24 protein-coding genes are annotated in these 17,357 nt (G+C 67.3%); 17 read left to right on the top strand and 7 right to left on the bottom strand.

The features are described 5' to 3' along the window. Positions 1-522: 522 nt before the first annotated feature. Positions 523-693 (top strand): hypothetical protein, encoded by a 171-nt coding sequence (locus ACIHFD_RS34870; RefSeq protein WP_397370569.1) that lies wholly within the window; start codon positions 523-525, stop codon positions 691-693. 85 nt (positions 694-778) lie between these two features. Continuing rightward, positions 779-1,006 carry a hypothetical protein gene (locus ACIHFD_RS34865; protein ID WP_397370568.1) on the top strand — a complete coding sequence of 76 codons (228 nt, stop codon included), beginning with the start codon at positions 779-781 and terminating at the stop codon, positions 1,004-1,006. A 70-nt stretch (positions 1,007-1,076) separates the two neighbouring features. Here ACIHFD_RS34865 and ACIHFD_RS34860 read toward each other — a convergent pair whose 3' ends face one another. The 3 genes from ACIHFD_RS34860 to ACIHFD_RS34850 form a co-directional block, all read right to left on the bottom strand. Next, entirely contained in the window at positions 1,077-1,325 is a 249-nt protein-coding gene (locus tag ACIHFD_RS34860) for a hypothetical protein (protein WP_397370567.1), read from the bottom strand. A 366-nt stretch (positions 1,326-1,691) separates the two neighbouring features. Then, a complete protein-coding gene (locus ACIHFD_RS34855; RefSeq protein WP_397370566.1) occupies positions 1,692-1,943 on the bottom strand; it encodes a hypothetical protein in 252 nt (83 codons plus the stop codon). 78 nt (positions 1,944-2,021) lie between these two features. Next, positions 2,022-2,162, bottom strand: a complete 141-nt coding sequence (locus ACIHFD_RS34850) for a hypothetical protein (protein ID WP_397370565.1) — start codon at positions 2,160-2,162, stop codon at positions 2,022-2,024. A 63-nt stretch (positions 2,163-2,225) separates the two neighbouring features. Between ACIHFD_RS34850 and ACIHFD_RS34845 the strand changes: the two genes are divergently transcribed. Continuing rightward, positions 2,226-2,756, top strand: coding sequence for a DinB family protein (locus ACIHFD_RS34845; protein ID WP_397370564.1), 531 nt, complete (start codon positions 2,226-2,228; stop codon positions 2,754-2,756). 27 nt (positions 2,757-2,783) lie between these two features. Here the strand turns inward: ACIHFD_RS34845 and ACIHFD_RS34840 are convergent, their stop codons facing one another. After that, the gene (locus ACIHFD_RS34840; RefSeq protein WP_397370563.1) at positions 2,784-3,014 is read right to left on the bottom strand and encodes a hypothetical protein; all 231 of its coding nucleotides are present in this window, start codon (positions 3,012-3,014) and stop codon (positions 2,784-2,786) included. Continuing rightward, positions 3,014-3,337 (bottom strand): hypothetical protein, encoded by a 324-nt coding sequence (locus ACIHFD_RS34835; protein ID WP_397370562.1) that lies wholly within the window; start codon positions 3,335-3,337, stop codon positions 3,014-3,016. Before ACIHFD_RS34835 ends, ACIHFD_RS34840 begins: the two co-directional genes overlap by 1 nt. Before the next feature lie 835 nt (positions 3,338-4,172). Between ACIHFD_RS34835 and ACIHFD_RS34830 the strand changes: the two genes are divergently transcribed. From ACIHFD_RS34830 to ACIHFD_RS34820, 3 genes are all read left to right on the top strand, one after another. Then, the gene (locus tag ACIHFD_RS34830) at positions 4,173-4,988 is read left to right on the top strand and encodes a type II CAAX prenyl endopeptidase Rce1 family protein (protein ID WP_397370561.1); all 816 of its coding nucleotides are present in this window, start codon (positions 4,173-4,175) and stop codon (positions 4,986-4,988) included. A gap of 228 nt (positions 4,989-5,216) precedes the next feature. Then, positions 5,217-5,528 carry a hypothetical protein gene (locus ACIHFD_RS34825; protein ID WP_397370560.1) on the top strand — a complete coding sequence of 104 codons (312 nt, stop codon included), beginning with the start codon at positions 5,217-5,219 and terminating at the stop codon, positions 5,526-5,528. Then, positions 5,497-6,204 carry a hypothetical protein gene (locus ACIHFD_RS34820; protein ID WP_397370559.1) on the top strand — a complete coding sequence of 236 codons (708 nt, stop codon included), beginning with the start codon at positions 5,497-5,499 and terminating at the stop codon, positions 6,202-6,204. The genes ACIHFD_RS34825 and ACIHFD_RS34820 overlap by 32 nt, the downstream gene beginning before the upstream one ends. Here ACIHFD_RS34820 and ACIHFD_RS34815 read toward each other — a convergent pair. Continuing rightward, positions 6,093-6,701: a TetR/AcrR family transcriptional regulator gene (locus ACIHFD_RS34815; RefSeq protein ID WP_397370558.1), complete on the bottom strand. Its 609-nt coding sequence runs from the start codon at positions 6,699-6,701 to the stop codon at positions 6,093-6,095. The genes ACIHFD_RS34820 and ACIHFD_RS34815 overlap by 112 nt on opposite strands. 94 nt (positions 6,702-6,795) lie before the next feature. On the opposite strand from ACIHFD_RS34815, the gene ACIHFD_RS34810 reads away from it, so the two are divergent. The 5 genes from ACIHFD_RS34810 to ACIHFD_RS34790 all read left to right on the top strand — a co-directional run bounded on the left by ACIHFD_RS34810 (position 6,796) and on the right by ACIHFD_RS34790 (position 10,096). Further along, positions 6,796-7,536, top strand: coding sequence for an SDR family NAD(P)-dependent oxidoreductase (locus ACIHFD_RS34810; protein ID WP_397370557.1), 741 nt, complete (start codon positions 6,796-6,798; stop codon positions 7,534-7,536). 93 nt (positions 7,537-7,629) lie between these two features. Beyond that, positions 7,630-8,022, top strand: a complete 393-nt coding sequence (locus tag ACIHFD_RS34805) for an ester cyclase (RefSeq protein WP_397370556.1) — start codon at positions 7,630-7,632, stop codon at positions 8,020-8,022. A 266-nt stretch (positions 8,023-8,288) separates the two neighbouring features. Then, positions 8,289-8,975: an SDR family NAD(P)-dependent oxidoreductase gene (locus ACIHFD_RS34800; protein WP_397370555.1), complete on the top strand. Its 687-nt coding sequence runs from the start codon at positions 8,289-8,291 to the stop codon at positions 8,973-8,975. 144 nt (positions 8,976-9,119) lie between these two features. Beyond that, complete coding sequence (locus ACIHFD_RS34795) at positions 9,120-9,905, top strand: hypothetical protein (RefSeq protein WP_397370554.1); 786 nt, start codon at positions 9,120-9,122, stop codon at positions 9,903-9,905. Further along, entirely contained in the window at positions 9,899-10,096 is a 198-nt protein-coding gene (locus ACIHFD_RS34790) for a hypothetical protein (RefSeq protein ID WP_397370553.1), read from the top strand. Before ACIHFD_RS34795 ends, ACIHFD_RS34790 begins: the two co-directional genes overlap by 7 nt. Before the next feature lie 84 nt (positions 10,097-10,180). Here ACIHFD_RS34790 and ACIHFD_RS34785 read toward each other — a convergent pair whose 3' ends face one another. Then, the gene (locus tag ACIHFD_RS34785; protein WP_397370552.1) at positions 10,181-11,113 is read right to left on the bottom strand and encodes a hypothetical protein; all 933 of its coding nucleotides are present in this window, start codon (positions 11,111-11,113) and stop codon (positions 10,181-10,183) included. Positions 11,114-11,263: 150 nt separating this feature from the next. On the opposite strand from ACIHFD_RS34785, the gene ACIHFD_RS34780 reads away from it, so the two are divergent. From ACIHFD_RS34780 to ACIHFD_RS34755, 6 genes are all read left to right on the top strand, one after another. Beyond that, positions 11,264-11,509: a hypothetical protein gene (locus ACIHFD_RS34780; protein ID WP_397370551.1), complete on the top strand. Its 246-nt coding sequence runs from the start codon at positions 11,264-11,266 to the stop codon at positions 11,507-11,509. Positions 11,510-11,563: 54 nt separating this feature from the next. Further along, positions 11,564-12,265, top strand: coding sequence for a response regulator transcription factor (locus tag ACIHFD_RS34775; RefSeq protein ID WP_397370550.1), 702 nt, complete (start codon positions 11,564-11,566; stop codon positions 12,263-12,265). Next, complete coding sequence (locus ACIHFD_RS34770; RefSeq protein WP_397370549.1) at positions 12,262-13,719, top strand: sensor histidine kinase; 1,458 nt, start codon at positions 12,262-12,264, stop codon at positions 13,717-13,719. The genes ACIHFD_RS34775 and ACIHFD_RS34770 overlap by 4 nt, the downstream gene beginning before the upstream one ends. A gap of 143 nt (positions 13,720-13,862) precedes the next feature. After that, positions 13,863-14,741: a polyphosphate polymerase domain-containing protein gene (locus ACIHFD_RS34765; RefSeq protein ID WP_397370548.1), complete on the top strand. Its 879-nt coding sequence runs from the start codon at positions 13,863-13,865 to the stop codon at positions 14,739-14,741. Between the two features lie 7 nt (positions 14,742-14,748). Beyond that, the gene (locus tag ACIHFD_RS34760; protein ID WP_355199756.1) at positions 14,749-15,426 is read left to right on the top strand and encodes a DUF4956 domain-containing protein; all 678 of its coding nucleotides are present in this window, start codon (positions 14,749-14,751) and stop codon (positions 15,424-15,426) included. Positions 15,427-15,436: 10 nt separating this feature from the next. Next, the gene (locus ACIHFD_RS34755; RefSeq protein WP_397370547.1) at positions 15,437-17,074 is read left to right on the top strand and encodes a CotH kinase family protein; all 1,638 of its coding nucleotides are present in this window, start codon (positions 15,437-15,439) and stop codon (positions 17,072-17,074) included. Positions 17,075-17,357: the final 283 nt, after the last annotated feature.

Genomic DNA, 17,357 nt, shown 5'->3' with positions numbered 1-17,357 from the left:
GATCACCCGTGCCGAGTTTCGCCACCAGGCGAAGGGCGCGGTGTTGCAGGGGGGGACGGCCGGTCGGGTCGCGCTGGGCGTTTCAGCCCGGGGTCGGGTAGGACCGCCGCATCGCTGCGGCGGTCAGGCTCGGCATGCTGAAGCCATCGTGACGCCGGCCTGCGCCGTGTTCACCGGCCTGTGGCTGACCGCGGCCCGGACGCCGCGGGCTATCCCGGGCGGCGTCCCCATGCCGAGATCAGCGGCGCGAGGGTGCGATTGTTATCTTGGGTTGCATGCCTGTTCTCGCAGGTCAGAGCGAGATGATCTTTTCTGTCACGTGAGACACGTTAACTGATCTTCACAGCATGTTGCGATCGGGGCCGACAGCCAGGTGTTCGGCCGGACACGACGAGTATGTGTTGCAGCGGGCTGGACCGAATCGCCGCAACACTTGTCGACGCGACCCCAGGGGAGGGCGGCAGCGGGTGAAGCCCCGCTGATCGTCAACGAGCACGACGTCAGGCCGCGGGGTTGTGCTCGGTGGCCGAGCGCACTGCCCGCGAGGATCTGGCCCGGCAGCTTCGTCCCACGCGCTCGTCGCTGCAGGAGGAGAGCACCAAGCAAGACGCGCTGAACACACAGGTCACGGAGTTCCGCGACGAGCTGGAGCAACTGCGCGGCGCCGAGCGCGGCCGCAGCAAGGGCAAGTAGGGGGCAGACCAGTACGCCGGAACGGGGCAGCGGTCCCCCTCTCCCACCTGGTAACGCGCGGGTACACCCTCTCCACGAGGGCTATTTGACCCCCGGATCGTCGGTTCGCGGCTCGCCGTCGCTATGGGAGGTCCGGGCCGACAAGGTGGCCCAGTTGTGGGTCGAGGACGGCGCGATGGTCCAGCAGACCCACGCCGAGCACGAGGGCGAGCGGGCCGCACGCGTGGCGGCCCTCAAGGGAGAGGCGGCCGAGTTCGGCCTCACTGTGGTCGAGCCGAAGCTCCCGGATCGTCACGGCCCGGACTTCCCATAGCAACGGCGAGCCGCCAACCGACGATCCGGGGGTCAAGTAGCCCATGCGGAAGAGGCGTCCCCGAAAGTGATCAGAGCCCGATCATCGGCGCGGTGGCGCGGGCTGTTGCGGCGGCGAGTAGGCTGCGTCGCTGGTCGTCCATGTCGTCGAAGCGGTAGCGGCCTTCGCCGAGCGCGATGGCGAAGTTGAAGAAGGCGAGTTGGTTCTTGTATCGGTCGGTGAAGTTGCGATCGTCTTTGTCGAGCATCTCGTCGAACCAGAGGCGGGCTGCGTTCCCCCCGATGGTTGCCGTGTCGTCGTTGAGCAGGTTGTCGTCCACGCACACTTCGAGGAAGTCATCGTTGTCGAGCCATGCGCTCTGGGTGTCGGCGATGACGAGTTCGACGGCGGCGGCCTCGGACGGGGTGGCGAGGTGGCTCCGGCGCGGAGTCGTTCAGCGAGAGTGCTCATGCGAAGATTGCTTTACCGCGCTCGGGGGCCGGGGTCGCGTTCCCCGGCGGCGCACTCATGATCGTTGATCATATGTGTAACTGGTTGGCCTGAAGGGCGACCAGCGCGGCGAGTGCCGCGGTGAACGGGCTGGCGGCCTGGCCGGCGGGCAGTGCCGTTGCCGCCGGTTTGCGAGCAGGTGGCCTGGCAGGTCGGGCATAGACGGGTCTGGGTGTCGTGCTGGACGGCGGTCATGTCATCGCCTCGCAGACCGGGGAGCGCCTGAGCCGTCGCCGTGGGCGGGCAGCTGCAGCAGGCCTCCATCGAAGGCCATATGGAACAGGGCGCCCAGGCGTATCGCCGCCTCCAGCAGGCGGTCGAGGACGGCGTGCGTATGGTCCAGCAGGTAGAAGTGCAGGGTCGTCTTGTGCGTGAGCAGCTTGGCGACCCGCGGCCCCTCGTGTTCCAGGTCCTCCCGCATCGATCCCGCCAGGTCGCTGATTGCCACGCTGAAGGCGGGCCGAAACACTGGGGCACGCCTGCGATGCAACATGCCTACAGCGCCGGCCAACATGCCTTACGTGCCTCAAAAGATCTTCTCGCTCTGACCTACGAGAAGGGGGGAAGAACCCAAGATATCGATCGGTCCGATCGGCGTGATGGCGCTGACGCGGTTCTCGTACTCGCGACGGGCGCCGGTGGACTGTTGAGGGGTCAGTTCATCCACCCAGTACTACGGCATCGACCCGTGATCCCCGCCGGCGCCGGCGGAGTCTGTCAAGATGCCCTGATGAACGTATCTCGATGCGATTTGCTGCGCTGGCAGTTCGACTTCACCTGGTCATTGTTCGATTACCACCTGGAACGCCTGCAACCCGCGGACTTTCTGTGGGAACCCGCCACTCTTTGCTGGACTGTGCGCCCTGACGCCACCGGAGCATGGGTACCCGACTGGGCGGAGACCGAGCCCGATCCCGTCCCGGTTCCCACCATCGGCTGGTTGAGCTGGCATATCGGTTGGTGGTGGAGTGTGACCATCGATCACGCTCAGGGACGCAAACCTCGGGACAGGACCGAGATCACCTGGCCGGGTGATGGAACGAGCGCCGTCGCATGGTTGCGTGACCTCCGCACCACTTGGCGGACCGAGCTGGATCGACTCACCGACGCCGACCTGGACGCCCTGGCGCCCTCCTTCCCTTGGCCACAGGACTCTGAGCACACCGTCGCCCACGTGATCGCCTGGGTCAACTCCGAGCTGATGAAGAACGTCAGCGAAATAGGCCAGCTTCGCATGCTGCGAGCCGCGTTCTCGGAGTGAGTTCTTCTCGGCCCAAGATCGATGTGATCAGCCTGCCGCCGGCTCGGTGAGCCGGGCTTCCAGGTCGGCGATCATCTGCGTGAGCAGGCTGGTGTTCTCCTGCCGGACCGCCTGCGGGTCGACCTTGTCGATGCCGGCGACCTTCGTGATGCACTCGTCGGCGGCCTGGGCCATTGTGGCGAACTCTTTGCGGGCGATCGAGCAGGAGTTAGCGGCCTCGAAGGTGGTGGCGTGGTGCATGTCCTTGACCGATGTCATCACCGCTCGTGCGGCGGACATGGCGTCGCGGCGCTGAACTCATCGCCGTGTCCGTGGCGCATGCAGCGGGTGACAGAGACCCGGCGAGGGGCCGGATCAGTGGAAGGCATGAACCTTTCCAGGCGGTCACCCCGGTTGGCCGCGATCACGCGGACGAGGCGGACGGCCCGCCGCAGTCGGTGGCCGTTGGGGATGCCGACGCCGGCGGCGATGTCGGCGTGGCTAAGCTCGCGTCCGTGGTTGCCGCGCAGCCAGATCATCACGTCCGCGACGTCGAGCTCGGCCTGTGTCCAGCCCATCGCGTCGCGCTGCCGCCGGTTCACAGCAGCCCGCCGTTCTCGTCCAGGAACTTGCCAGCGCCGCGTCGTCCAGGGTCGAGCCGGTCGCGATGTCGCGGACGTTGGCGTACGTTTCGGGACGGATGCAGCTCGCCTCTGATCTTGATGTCGAGTGCGGGTATGCGTCAGCGGCGTGCACCCGTTCTGGGATGTCACTGGATCCAGGAACAGGCTGTCGGCGTACTTGCTGTAGTGCACAGCCGAGTACGGCAAAGCGTGCAGAGATGTCAGTGCTGGTTGGTGCCGTTCGGACCTGCTGGTGTAGATCGGCGACGCCACGGCTCCCACCACCGTCGAGGTGTGTGTACGCTCCAGAGTAGGGGCCGTTGTCCTGCTGGAGGGGCTCGTGTGGTGTGGTCTGCGCCCTCCCGCTGATTGATCGCCAGGTCAGGCCGCCGGGACGTGCGCTGTACCGCGGCCTGAGGTGCGTGCCGGGCAGGCCGTGTGGCCGCGGCCGCGGGATCGGGCGCGCTGGCCATCAGGGTCATGCCGGCCAGGAGGGTCGCGCCGGTGAGTATGGAGCTGATCAGGCCGTTTGGTTTCCCGTCGCCGTAACCTCGCACATTGGAGGACTTCGGCTGGTGTGCAGCGCGGCGAGGATGGCCTACTCCGCGCCGTGGCGCACAGCCAAGACGGGACCAGAGCCCGTGCTGTTCAGCACGCGGGCGGGTGACTCCCCGAAGGAAGGCCAGGTGCAGACCGCCGCCTGCTGAGCTCCCGCCCGGTCCGCACCCGCCGTACCTGCGCCTTACACGGCGACTCGAAGCCGTATCAGAGCGACATCAGGTCCGTGTCAAGTCGCCGGGCCACACTTGCCGGCATGGATAAAGCAATGCAGCCCCCGGCCGACACCCAAGGCGCCCAGCCGAAAGGCTTCGTCGCCAAGCTCCTCGCCGACCGTCACTCCGTCCCGTTCTCGATCGCACTGCACCTGGTGCCCGGCGCGGTCATCGTCGCCGTGTACGCGTTCATCGCCGCCCCCCTGGTCCGGGCGATCGACTTCCCGATCTTCCTGGCCTGGGCCATCGCCCTCGCGGTTGTGCTCTTCCCGCTTCAGCTGTTCCTGCTGTGGCTGGGCAAGAAGCAGACCGGCCGCTTCACGATGAAGGGCGTCGTCCACTACCGCGACAAGCCGCTCTCGCGCGGCAAGGTCTTCTGGCTCGGGGCCGCGTGCCTCGTGTGGATGACCGTGGTCTCGCTCTCGCTGACCCCCCTGGACAACATCGTCTACGACTGGTTCTTCACCTGGGTGAACTACCAGGGCGCCGGCCCCGACGGCACCACCTACCTCCAGGGCTACCCGCAGGAGCTCGTGCTCACCACGCTGCTCATCTGCGCACCGTTCACCGGCTTCACCCTGCCCCTGCTCGAGGAGTACTACTTCCGCGGCTTCCTGCTGCCCCGCCTCCCGCAGCTCGGCAAGTGGGCGCCGTTCTTCAACACCTTCTTCTTCTCGGTGTACCACTTCTGGGCCCCTTGGACGGTCCTGTCGAAGCTCGTCTTCCTTTACCCGGGCGTCTGGCTCGCCTGGAAGAAGCAGGACATCCGCATCTCGATCGCCATGCACCCCGGCTCGGCGCTGCTGATGACCGTGGTCGGCGTCATCGCCCTCGCCTCCGGCGCCACCTCGATGTAAGACCGCCCGAAACGAGGGGTGCCGTCCCGCTGGCCGAGGGCCGGATGCGCCGCTCCGGAGCGGGCCGCAAGCGCGCCGAGCAGGCCGACCCCGGGCTGCCCGCGGCGCTGGATGCGCTGGTGGAGCAGGTCACTCGGGGCGATCTTGCACAAGCCGGGGTGTGTAGCCGCCAGCTCGCACCATCCGACCGCCACCCCGGGTACATCTAGCAGGACACCATCGCCGGCCGTGGCCACCACCAGGCACCACTTCTCGGTGGCCACCGCGGTCGGTCTGGCCACCGCCGCCACCAACATCAACGGATACAGCGGATTCATGGAGTGGGAGGCTATCGATGATGTGGCCTCCCACCGCCGCATCGTGGCGCCCGGCTTCGCCGAGGAGCGCCCCGGCGCCGGAATCCTCTCCCCTCCGATGACCGCCACGCAGGATTACCCGAAGACTTCGATCAGCGGGGTGACGGGCCCGTGCAGTCTGGCCCGGTCGATGAACCTGCTCGCCGTCAGAGATGGTCCCCCGCGAGGAGGGCACGGGCGATGAACTGGCGTTCACGATGGTGCCCACGTTTCTCTATGGTGTGGGCGTCAGCGGGGCGGGGACGGAGAGTCCGCAGGTCACCCTCGACAACGCACCGAGTCTGGAGAAGCTGCTGGTGCGGACCTCGGCCATGGACGGGCAGCTGGACGTACTGCTGACCGCGGGCTTCGCCTGGTTCCAGCTGCTGATGACGGGCAGCTACCTCGGGGCCGCCAGCGCACTGGTCGAGCGGGTGCTGCTCAACAACCAGGTACCCGACTCCGAGCGGACCCGGCTACTGGTGGAGACCGAGGGCGCGATGTCAGCCGCGGAGGGCGTCGCCCGTCGGATCGACGACGACGGCCCGGACGAGTCGACGCTCGCCGACTCGCTGTACGTCCGATACTGCGTGCAGGACGCCCTCTCCCGAATAGTCCCGCGCGGTCGAACTGCTCGGCGACCTCAAGCTCCTCATCAACGGGCAGACAAGCGACAACACCACCTCGCGATGATGGCAGCCGCCGCTCTGATCGCGCAGCGAAACCCCAGCTCACAGCGCGAAACTGGGTTTTCGAGCGGGACAGGTTCTCAGGAGAGCGGCCAGTTGTGTAGGGCGGCGTCGGCCAACGCCTGGAGTTCGTCGCGGCCGACACCGCTCGCGGCCTGCACGGCGATACCGAACGCCAGAGTGGTGACGTAGCGGGCCAGGAGCCCCGGATCGGTTTCCGGGGGAAGGTCGCCGTCGTCGACGGCTTGCTGGAACCGCTCTCGAACACAGGAGTAGGAACTGTTGCGCCAGGCGACGAGAAGGTCGCGGACTTCACGCCCGGAGTCGCTGGCGGCCAGGGCGCCCTGGACGCCCAGGCACCCGTGGGGATGGGCCGGGCGAGTGGTGGTTCGAACGGTGCCGGCCAGGATCGCGGTGGCGACGCCGAGGGCGGTCGGCTCCTCCAGAGCCTGCACCAGGTATGCGCTCGGGCCCTCGGTGTAGCGCTCCAGGGCCTTGCGGAACAGTTCTTCCTTGTTGCCGAAGGCTGCGTACATGCTGGTGGTGGAGATGCCCATCGCGTCCGCCAGGTGGGCCGTGCTGGCCCCCTCGTAGCCGTGCTCCCAGAAGGTCAGCACGGCGCGCTCGAGAGCTTCGTCGGCGTCGAATTTTCGCGGCCGGCCCATGGGGCCGCTCTGCTTTCTCCCCACTCTTTCAGCCTACCGTCTTTTGCAGCGATCGCTACAGAAGTGCTAGCGTCGGACTTCTGTAGCGATCGCTGCAAAACTCGAAGGGGGCATCATCGTGGGGCTACTTGACGGTAAGACCGCTCTCGTCACCGGGGGTAGCACCGGAATCGGCCTGGCCAGTGCCGTGCGACTGGCGGCTGAGGGCGCGCACGTGTTCATCACCGGCAGGCGCAAGACCGAACTCGACGCGGCCGTCGAAGTGATCGGTTCAGCGGCTACTGCGGTGACCGGCGACATCTCGAACCTGGCCGACCTGGACCGGCTTTATGAGGCGATCCGCAGCCGGGGACGGGGCCTGGACGTCCTGTTCGCGAATGCCTCCGTCGCCGCGCTCGTGCCGCTCGAGCAGGTCACCGAGGAACACTTCGACAACCTGTTCGGTATCAACGTCCGGGGCATGCTGTTCACCGTTCAGAAGGCGCTGCCGCTGCTCAACGACGGCGCCTCGGTGATCTTGAACGGCTCCACCAACGTGGACGTCGGCGATGAGGGGCTCGGCGTGTACGCGGCGACCAAGGCCGCCACCCGGCAGTTCTCACGGACCTGGGCCAACGAGCTCAAGGGGCGTGGTATCCGGGTCAACACCGTCACGCCCGGCCCGACCGATACCCCTGCTTTGAGAGGGCTCACCCCCGACCCGGAGCAGTTCGAGCAGTACCTGGCTACGCGTGTGCCGCTGGGCCGGCTCGGGCGCCCGGAGGAGATCGCCGCGGCCGTGACCTTCCTCGCCAGCGAGCAGAGCAGTTTCATCACCGGTTCCAGCATGTACGTCGACGGCGGCCTGAACCAGATCTGACAGGCGAAACGTCAGCGGCCGTGAAGGCCTCGCGTCCTGACGACATGTGGTCGGAGCCCCGACTCGGGGGCTGCCATACAGAAGGGTCATCTCATGTCCGACAGCGATCTACGCGCGTTCTACCTGCGCTACATCCAGGAGCTCAACGCCCACAGGTTCGACGGCATGGACGAGTTCATCAACGACCGGACCACGTTGAACGGTGAGCCGGCCACCCGGGACGACCTCATCGCTGTTCAGAAGGCTGACGTGGACGCGGTTCCGGACCTGCACTGGGAGCTCAAGGAACTGCTCTTCGACGGTGACCGCCTGGCCGCGCGTCTGGTCAACACGGGCACTCCGGTGAAGGAGTGGCTCGGCGTGACACCCACCGGCGCCTCGTTCGAAATCGTCGAGTACGCCATCTATCAGGTCCGCGACGGCCGGTTCGTGCATATGACGGCCCTGCACGACGCCGGCGAACTACACCGGCAGCTGACCGGCTGACCTCCGCGATCGGCGTCAGCAACCCGGAGAACGCCGCCGGGCCAGGGACGCCCGCAGATGTCCGAGGGATGGTGCAGGTCTCGGCACCGGGCGCAGTTGAACGCGGTGGCGGCCGTCAGCACGGCTCAGGCCGACACCGCGCTCGACCTCCCGGGCCGGTGGCGTACATCGGAAAGCCGAACACATGGGCGGACACGGCCCGGCCCGGGCTGCTGTCAGACGCCGGCCGTGGCGGCATCGCTCCAGATATGTCGAAAGGAAAAAACATGACCATCACACTGATCACCGGGGCCAACAAGGGCATCGGCTTCGAGACAGCCAAACAGCTTCTGGAGTTGGGCCACGTCGTCTACATCGGCGCGCGTGACGTCGAACGAGGCGAGAAAGCCGCAGCGGCACTTGGCGCACGATTCGTTCAACTCGATGTGACCGACGACGCATCGGTGAGCAGCGCACTGGCGACGATCGACGCGGCTGAGGGCCGGCTCGACGTTCTGGTGCACAACGCGGGCATCCTGGGAGACGGAGTCATCGACGGTCCCACGGCTCTCCGCGTGTTCGACACCAACGCGGTGGGAATCGTGCGCGTCACGGAGGCGGCACTTCCCCTGCTGCGCAGATCATCGAACCCTAACGTGGTCACCGTTTCGAGCAGCGCCGGGTCATTTTGGGCAGTGAACAACCCCGACCGGCCGGAGTTCCACTTGCCCCTCGCGCTTTACTCCGCGTCCAAGTCAGCAGCCACCATGCTCACGGTCCAGTACGCCAAGGCCCAGCCGGGCATCAAGTTCAATGCAATCGAGCCCGGCACCACCGCCACCGACATGACCGCGGCCTTCGGAATCGGAAGGTCACCCGAAGAGAGCGCCAGAACTGTCGTACGCCTGGCAACCCTCGATGCGGACGGTCCAACAGGAACGTTCCATGACGAAAGCGGGGAATTGCGCTGGTAGGCGCGTGGAAAACGATCGCAACAACAACCCAGCGACGGATTGCCCTCATGAAACAGCCGAGTCAGGCCGCGCCGGTCGACCGGGGTGAGCAGGGCGGCCCACTCGGCATCGGTGAGAACGTCTTGAAGCATCAGGACATTCACTATGATCCGGGTGTTCGGTCGGCTGGTGCTCCTGGGCCGAAGCGAGGTGGCCAAGGATGCCGAGATTCTGGTGCTGCGGCGTGAGGTCGTCCGGCCGAAGCCGGACTGGGCCGATCGAGCGCTCCTGGCTGCGCCGGCACGGCTCTTGTCGCCCGGGCTGCGGGCTCATCGGCTGGTGATGCCGTGCACCCTGCCGGCCTGGCACCGCCGCCTGGTTCGACGCCGGTGGACATATCCGAGCCGGTTCGGCTGCCCGAGGACGAGCAAGCGGGTCCGAGACCTGGTGCTGGGCCTGGCACGGGAGAACCCGATCTGGGGATGTCGCCGGGTGCATGGTGGGCTGGTCCGGCCCGCGCGCCGGATCCTCCGTGGCCGACGGGTCGGCCCGGCTCCTCGAGATGCCGACACCTCGTGGAAGGCTTTCCTGCGTGCTCGGGCGAATGGGCTGCTGGCTGTCGATTTCTTCCACGTTGACACGATTTCCTTGAGGCGCCTGTACGTGCTGTTGGTGGTGGAGATCGCCACCCGGCGCGTGCACATCCTGGGTGTGACCGCCGACCCAACCGGCGCTTGGACGGGACAGCTGGCTCGCAACCTGCTCATGGAGTTTGGCAGGCGGATCGGCTCCTTCCGCTTCCTCATCCGTGACCGGGACGCCAAGTTGACCGATGTCATCGACGAGGGTTTCGCCGACGGGGGAGTGGCGGTGGTGAAGACGCCGCCGCGGACGCCGCGGGCGAACTGCTACGCCGAACGATGGGTGCGCACCGTGCGGGCTGAGTGCTGATCTACGACGAACGGCATTTGCGGTTGGTGCTGATCGATTATGCCGATCACTACAATGGGCATCGCCCGCACCAGTCCTGTCGGCAGTTGTCACCCGATCATGACGGGCGGACCGTCGTACCCCTGGAAGGTCCGATCAAGCGCAGGACGCTACTCGACGGGTTGATCAACGAGTGCCACCGGGTCGCGTAGCCCTTTCGGAGAACTCCCAGCTCAAGCCGTATGCGATGAGTTTTGAAGCAGTACAAGACTCTGCTGGTCAACTCGTTCAGGCACTCACCGGACCGGATGTGTCGCGTCGGTTCGCGGGACCCAGCCGACGAAGACGCCCTCGGGGCTGTGCGTCGACAGCGCCGCCGCGATCGAGCCGTGCAGGGTGGCGTCGTCGGGCAGCCTGAGGTGGTGCTCGTCCGGCTGGTCGTAGAGGGACAGGTCGAGCCGCGCCGACGGGTACCTGCGGACTCCGTCCACGACCGCCGCTTCGCCCTTGTACGACAGGGTGACCGAACGGAGCCTGGGCCAGGGATGCTCGTTGAGGTGCCGCTCGGTCACGGTCAGGACGCCCATGGCTGCGGCCTGGAGATTTATGCGGATATATCCGGTGATGCCGACGATCACCACCAGCACCACGCCGACCATGAAGGCGATGTAGTCCGGGGCGTTCATCCCCCGGCCCTCGGGCAACATCGCGCCGATGACGCCGACCACGAGCAGCATGAGCACAGTGACGACGATCATCAGGCAGCCGAACATGCCCCTGTTCTGCCGGAGCGCGACGGCCCGCAGGTCGAAGGCGGTTCCGTCGGGCGGCTGACGGACCGTCCTCGCCGCGACGGTGGACAGGCTCCATCTCTTGACGTCCTCGCGGCGGAGCAGCACCCCGCCGGCGATCCCGCACAACGCGGCCGCGACCCCGATCATCTGCGACGGGTACACCTCGCCGTCGGTGATGCCGATGGCCACGGCGGTGGCGGCGATCATGATCGGGCAGATCGCGAAGAGCGCCTTGCGCATCAGCCCGATCGCCATCGGGCCGCCCAGCCAGATCCGGGCAAGCCAGAAGTACCAGACCGAGCTCCAAAACACCCCCGCGAAGATCTCAAAGGGGGCGGCATCGTTCCGCCATACGAGCACGACGCCACCGATGAGGCCGGGCCAGAGGACGGCAAGCAGGCCGACGGCCGACTTGTGGGCGAGGGGGCGCTGCATGCGCGGAATCCTAGCCTTCCCGGCATATCGCCCCAGACCCAAGACCTGGGTGGATGGAACTTATCGGCAGGCGCAATACCGTTCGCGGCAGGGCGAGGCGGTTCGGGTGGCTAGCCCGGAGCCGACCGGCGGGGCGGCTCAGGCGGATTCATGGGGTCCGACCCCGCGCCGAACGCCGAGCAGCTCGACCGCTGGGTCAAGGCAGGCGAGCTGCGCTACGTCCTGAGCGGCTCCGGCCAGGAACGTATGGTGGGCGGGCGGGGAAGCGGGGCGTCCCGTACGACCTGGATCACCAGCACCTGCGAGGCCGTGCCCGCATCGGAGCACGGCAGCATGGAGCGGCAGAGCGACACCTCGGACAGGTGGCCGTTCGGCGGTGGCCAGACCCTCTACTGATGCGGCGGCGACGCTTCACACGTTGCTCTCACCATGAGCGTGTAGAACGAGGTCGTGAACGAACAACCTGCCGCGAAAGTCCTGGTCGTCGATGACGAGCCGAACATTCGCGAGCTGCTGTCCGAAGCTCTGGAGCTGAACGGCTTCGCCGTGCGGACCGCCTCCGACGGACGCCAGGCGCTGGCGGAGGTGGCCCGCGAGCGGCCTGACATCATCGTGCTGGACGTGATGATGCCCGGCGTGGACGGGTTCGCGGTCGCCCGCAAGCTCCGCGAGGCCGGCGACAGCCCCATGATGCTGTTCCTGACCGCCAGGGACACGGTGTCCGATCGGATCGCGGGGCTGACCGCCGGTGGCGACGACTACGTGACCAAGCCGTTCAGCCTGGAAGAGGTGGTGCTGCGGCTACGGGCCATCATGCGCAGGACGCGGCCCGTGGAGGAGCAGGCCGACGACGGCGTGCTGCGGTACGCGGATCTGGAGCTCGACGAGCAGGCCCACAGTGTGCGGCGGTCCGGGCGGCCGATTCATCTGTCACCGACGGAATTCAGCCTGCTGCGCTACCTGATGATCAACGCCGAGCGGGTGGTCAGCAAGGCGCAGATCCTCGACCGCGTGTGGGACTTCGACTTCGACGGCGAGAGCAGGATCGTCGAGTCCTACATCAGCTACCTGCGGCGCAAGATCGACGCCGATGGCCCGCCGCTGATCCACACGTTGCGTGGGGTCGGCTACCGGCTGCAGGGACCCTCGTGAAACCGGCCCTGCCCCTGCGGCATCGGCTGCTGATCGCGCTGCTGGGGCTGTGCGCTGCCGGACTGGCGGCCTTCGCCACGGCGAGCGTGCTGCTCCTGGACCGTTCGCTGCTGGCGAGGGTGGACGCCCAGCTGACCGAGGTGGCCACCACGTTCGGCCGGCGCCCGGTACCCCCTCCGCCGCCGGTCGACATGGGCCGGGCCGTTGAGCTTCCGACGCAGTTCAGGATCGCCTTCTACAGTCCTTCCGGGGCTCTGCTGCGCAACCTGCCCACGGAGAACACGAATGGCCCGGCCATCCCCCCTGCCGTGATCTTCACGGTCGCGCGAGGTCCCGTCACCGTGCCCGCCAGGACGGGGTCGGAGCAGTGGCGCGTGCTGGTGAAGGACCTGCCCGACGGCACCAGACTGGCGGTGTCGATGTCGCTGGAGCCCAACCAGGCGACCGTGCACCAGATCCTGATCATCGAGGTGGCGGTGGGCAGCCTGGTGCTGCTGCTGCTCGGCACGCTCGCCCTCGCGGTGGTGCGCCTGGGGCTGCGCCCGCTCACCCGCATGGAACGTACGGCCGAGGCCATCGCCGGCGGAGACCTCGACCGCAGAGTCGGTGACACCGACCCGACAACCGAGAGCGGGCGGCTCGGCAGAGCGCTCAACATCATGCTGGAGCGCCTGGCGATGGCGCTGCGCGAGTCCGAGCGCTCCGAACGGCGACTGCGGCACTTCGTCGCCGACGCCTCCCATGAACTGCGCACGCCGCTCACCTCGATCCGGGGCTTCGCCGAGCTCTACCACCACGGCCAAGGCCCCCGGGACCCGGCGGCCGAGCGGCTGCTGCGCAGGATCGAGGCCGAAGCCGCCCGCATGGGCGTCCTGGTCGAGGACATGCTGCTGCTGGCCCGCATGGACCAGGAGCCCACGCTGGAGCCGGCCGTCGTGGACCTGCACGTGCTGGCCGGGGACGTGGTGCACGCCGCCCGGGCCCGGGACCGCGATCGGCCCATCCGGCTGGCCGTCTCCGACGAACCGGTGTTCGTGCTCGGTGACGAACACCGGTTGCACCAGGTCATCGCCAACCTGGTCGGCAACGCCATCCAGCACACGGCCCCGGGAGCGGAGGTCCGGGTCGAAGTCGGCCCGCGCGCGGTCGCCGGGGTGCCCGCTCCCGGGGTGGTGCACGTCGGCTCCGGACCCGCCCCCCACGCCAGGGCCGCGCTGATCGAGGTGCGCGACGAAGGTCAGGGCATCGATCCCGAGCACCTGCCGTACCTGTTCGACCGCTTCTACCGCGCCGATGCGGGCCGCCCCCGCGACAGCGGTGGAACCGGGCTGGGCCTGGCCATCGCCGCGGCGCTCGTGCAGGCGCACCACGGCCGGATCGAGGTGACGAGCACCCCGCGCCGCGGCACCACCTTCCGCGTGCTCCTGCCACTCAGGCAGCCCGAAGACGGCTGAACCCTCCGTTCACCTTCACGTCAGATTCGGTTCACACATTATTCCCAGCTTCATGCTGTCGGATGTGTGCTGACGAAAGGAGGGACATGCTGGAAAGGTTCCGTAAACGAGCGGTTTCCGCCGCTGACGGCTCTGATCGGCCGGTGTCCGGTGCCGAGGTGGGCGATGAGCTGGGTCACCGGCTGCGGGCGCCGAGCAAGCTGCACGCCTTGAACCGGTACGAGATCAAGTACCTCGTGGACGCGGCAGAGGCGGTCGAGCTGCGGGAGGAGATCGAGCAGCGGCTGGATCGCGACCGGCACAGCGGCGACGCGGGCTACGGCATCTGGAGCGTCTACTACGACACCCGGCAGCTCCGCTTCTACTGGGAGAAGATCGAGGGGTTGAAGTTCCGCAGAAAGCTGCGCATCCGCCACTACGGTGACCGGTTCTCGGTGAACCTGGACACCCCGGTGTACATCGAGATCAAGCAGCGGGTGAATCGGGTCACTCAGAAGCGGCGGGTACAGCTGCCGTACACCGACGCGCTGCGCCTGTGCGACGGGCGGCAGATGGTCGAGCACGACCCATCCCAGCGGGCCTTCCTGGAGGAGGTGCTCGACCTGGTGCTGCGCCTGGACCTGCGGGCCGTCGCGATGACCGGTTACCAGCGGCACGCGTACGTGGGCCGCGACGCCGACGTGGGCCTGCGCGTCACCTTCGACCGCCGCATCCGCGGCCGTGACCGGGACTTCCACCTCGGCGCCGACGCCGAGAACCGGCTCATCGTGCCCGCCCGCAAGGCGATCGTGGAGGTCAAGGCGAACGAGCGCGTGCCGTACTGGCTGACCGACCTCACCGCCAAGCGGAACCTGCAGGTGGTGCGGGTCTCCAAGTACTGCCAGAGCGTCGAGGCCCACGGGCTGGCCCCGCGCTCGATCTTCCACATCCCCGACCACGACGCCCACCAGGACGCCGGTCGCGGTGCCGGCTACGACCTTGACCTCGACCGCCGCCGGTCGACCGTTCTCTCGGAGGCATGACCCCCCCATGGACTTCTCCTTCCAGGACCTGTCCGGCACGTTCAGCGTGGCTGACATCGCGATCGCGATGTCCCTCTCGTTCGTGCTCAGCGCGATGATCGGCTGGGTGTACCGGGCGACGCACCGCAACGTCTCCTACAGCCAGTCGTACGTGCAGACGCTGGTCATCCTCGGCATGCTGATCTCGCTCATCATGCTGGTCGTCGGCTCGAACATCGCCCGTGCCTTCGCCCTGGTCGGCGCTCTGTCGGTGGTCCGCTTCCGCAACGCCATCAAAGAGACCCGCGACGTCGGGTTCATCTTCCTGGTGATGGGCGTCGGCATGGCCGTCGGCACCCGCTTCTACCTGCTGGCCATCGTGGCCGCCGTGGCGATCTCGCTGATCATCATGGTCATGCACCGGTTCAACTGGTTCCAGCTCAACGTGCGCCGCCAGGTCGTCAAGGTGCAGGTGCCTTCCGACGACGACTACACCCACGCCATCCAGGACGTCCTGGTGCGCCACACCGACGAGTTCGAGCTGGTCAGCATGGAGTCCATCAGGGCCGGCGCGCTCACGGAGCTGATGTACACCGTCAAGATCAAGAAGGGTAGCGAGCCGTCGGACGTCATCGCCGCCCTGCGCGAGCGCAACCACGGCCAGTCGGTCACCGTCCTGACCGGGTACGACCAGACCGACCTGTAGGGGCACGCGCATGACAGCACAGCCCAAACGGCTCAAGCACCGCATCCCCGTCAAGCTCCGGCACAACTGGAAACTGGTCGCGCTGTGCACGGCGTTCCTGGCGGCGTGCTGGGGCGTGTTCGGCAGCGGGACCATCCGCCCGTACGTCACCAGCGCCCAGGCCGCCGAGACCGAGACCGTCGTCACGAACCTGACCGGCACCAAGGACCTGTTCGACGCCTCCGTGGCGCACGACGTGAAGCTCACCTTCACCGACGCGGCGTACGAGGACATGCTGACGGAGTACTTCAAGGACGGCGAAAAGGAGTACGTCGAGGCGGACCTGACCATCGACGGCACCCGCATCCCCAGCGTGGGCGTCCGCCTCAAAGGCAACTCCACCCTGATGGGGCTGACCTGGAAGGGGCAGTCCAAGCAGCGCGGCATGCCCGGGGGCGGCCGGCGGCCCGAAGGGCTGCCGGAGGGCTTCCAGGTTCCCGAAGGCTTCCAGCCGTCCGAAGGCTTTCAACCGCCTGGCGATGGACAGCCCGCGGCCGGGCAGCCACAGACCGGCCGCGGTGGCAGGTTCGGCGGTGGTGGCGGGCCGGGGGGCTTCGGCGCCCAACTCAAGGGCGAGGAGCCGGAGAACCTGCCGTGGCTGATCAGCTTCGACGAGTTCGTGGACGGCCGCCGCTACCAGGGCCACAGCCAGATGGCCGTGCGCCCGGCCTCGACGAGCTCGACGGCGATGCTGAACGAGGCGCTGGGCATCTCGGTGGTCGGCGCCGCCGGCGAGCCGACCCAGAGCTCCACCTACGCCTCCTTCACGGTCAACGGCCGCTCTGCCGCGCCGCGGCTGCTGGTGGAGTACCTGGACGAGGGATACGCCGAAGGTCTCGGCAACGGCGTGCTGTACAAGTCGCTGGCCTCGGGGTCCTTCGACTACAAGGGCGAGGACCAGACCGGGTACACCGAGGACTTCAAGCAGATCAACAAGGTCGGCGGCAAGGACCTGCAGCCGGTCATCGACCTGGTCAGGTGGGGGAACGAAGCCTCCGACGCCGAGTTCGCCGAGGGTCTCGACGAGCGCCTGGATGTGGAGTCGTTCGCCCGGTACCTGGTCCTGCAGAACCTCATGGTGAACTTCGACGACATGGCGGGGCCCGGGCGTAACTACTACCTGTGGTACGACCTGGACACCAAGAAGTTCAAGGTCGTCACCTGGGACCTCAACCTCGCGTTCAGCGGAAACGCGGAGAGCGGCGTGAACGACACGATCAGCATGGGCTTCGGCCGGGGACGCCCCCAGCAGACCCAGCAGCAAGGTCAGCAATCCCAGCAGGCTCGGGGCTTCACTCCGTCCGACGGCGGCGAGCAGACGCGCCCGGAAGGTGGCGGCGGCATTATGCGCATGGGCCACCCCTTGAAGGAGAAGTTCCTTGCGAATGCCACCTTCAAGAAGCTCTATGAGGAGCAGTACCGGGCCCTGTACACCAAACTGCTGGCCGGCGGCACCGCCTCCGGCCTGCTGGACGACCTCGTCGCGGCCTACAAGCTGAACGAGAAGGCCGACACCGCCAAGATCGAGGAAGAGGCGAAGACCCTGCGCATCTTCCTGCAGACCCGGACCAAGACCTTGGGGTCGGACAAGGCGATCAGCGGCACGTAACACCCCCCGCAGCGATGGGTCCGCCGCGCCTCAGAGCCCCGGCGGACCCATCACCACCTGCGAGGGCCGCTCAAGGAAACGCATCATGGACTCCATCGCCTGACCACCGTCACGCTCGGCGTGCTGCCCGCCCAGCGCACAGCCCTGTACCGCTCGAATACTGAGTTACGGGGGTCTGTACGGTCACTGGCTCTGGCCCACTTTCGGTGGTGACGGAACGTGGTTAGCCGAGCAGGATGCGATGACGCAGGAGTGCGAAGCCGGCCCGCCCGTACATCTGCCT

The sequence above is a fragment of the Nonomuraea sp. NPDC051941 genome (assembly GCF_044593615.1).
The sequence above is the reverse complement of the archived record's forward strand: the minus strand, read 5'-3'. Positions and strand labels throughout refer to the sequence as shown.

What these genes read in the sequence shown, in the direction of transcription:
- ACIHFD_RS34845 (WP_397370564.1), top strand. Translation starts at nt 2,226, where the DNA reads ATGAACGTATCTCGATGCGATTTGCTGCGCTGGCAGTTCGACTTCACC.
- ACIHFD_RS34840 (WP_397370563.1), bottom strand. Translation starts at nt 3,014, where the DNA reads ATGACATCGGTCAAGGACATGCACCACGCCACCACCTTCGAGGCCGCT.
- ACIHFD_RS34830 (WP_397370561.1), top strand. Translation starts at nt 4,173, where the DNA reads ATGGATAAAGCAATGCAGCCCCCGGCCGACACCCAAGGCGCCCAGCCG.
- ACIHFD_RS34820 (WP_397370559.1), top strand. Translation starts at nt 5,497, where the DNA reads ATGGTCCCCCGCGAGGAGGGCACGGGCGATGAACTGGCGTTCACGATG.
- ACIHFD_RS34805 (WP_397370556.1), top strand. Translation starts at nt 7,630, where the DNA reads ATGTCCGACAGCGATCTACGCGCGTTCTACCTGCGCTACATCCAGGAG.
- ACIHFD_RS34800 (WP_397370555.1), top strand. Translation starts at nt 8,289, where the DNA reads ATGACCATCACACTGATCACCGGGGCCAACAAGGGCATCGGCTTCGAG.
- ACIHFD_RS34795 (WP_397370554.1), top strand. Translation starts at nt 9,120, where the DNA reads ATGATCCGGGTGTTCGGTCGGCTGGTGCTCCTGGGCCGAAGCGAGGTG.
- ACIHFD_RS34785 (WP_397370552.1), bottom strand. Translation starts at nt 11,113, where the DNA reads ATGCAGCGCCCCCTCGCCCACAAGTCGGCCGTCGGCCTGCTTGCCGTC.
- ACIHFD_RS34780 (WP_397370551.1), top strand. Translation starts at nt 11,264, where the DNA reads ATGGGGTCCGACCCCGCGCCGAACGCCGAGCAGCTCGACCGCTGGGTC.
- ACIHFD_RS34760 (WP_355199756.1), top strand. Translation starts at nt 14,749, where the DNA reads ATGGACTTCTCCTTCCAGGACCTGTCCGGCACGTTCAGCGTGGCTGAC.
- ACIHFD_RS34755 (WP_397370547.1), top strand. Translation starts at nt 15,437, where the DNA reads ATGACAGCACAGCCCAAACGGCTCAAGCACCGCATCCCCGTCAAGCTC.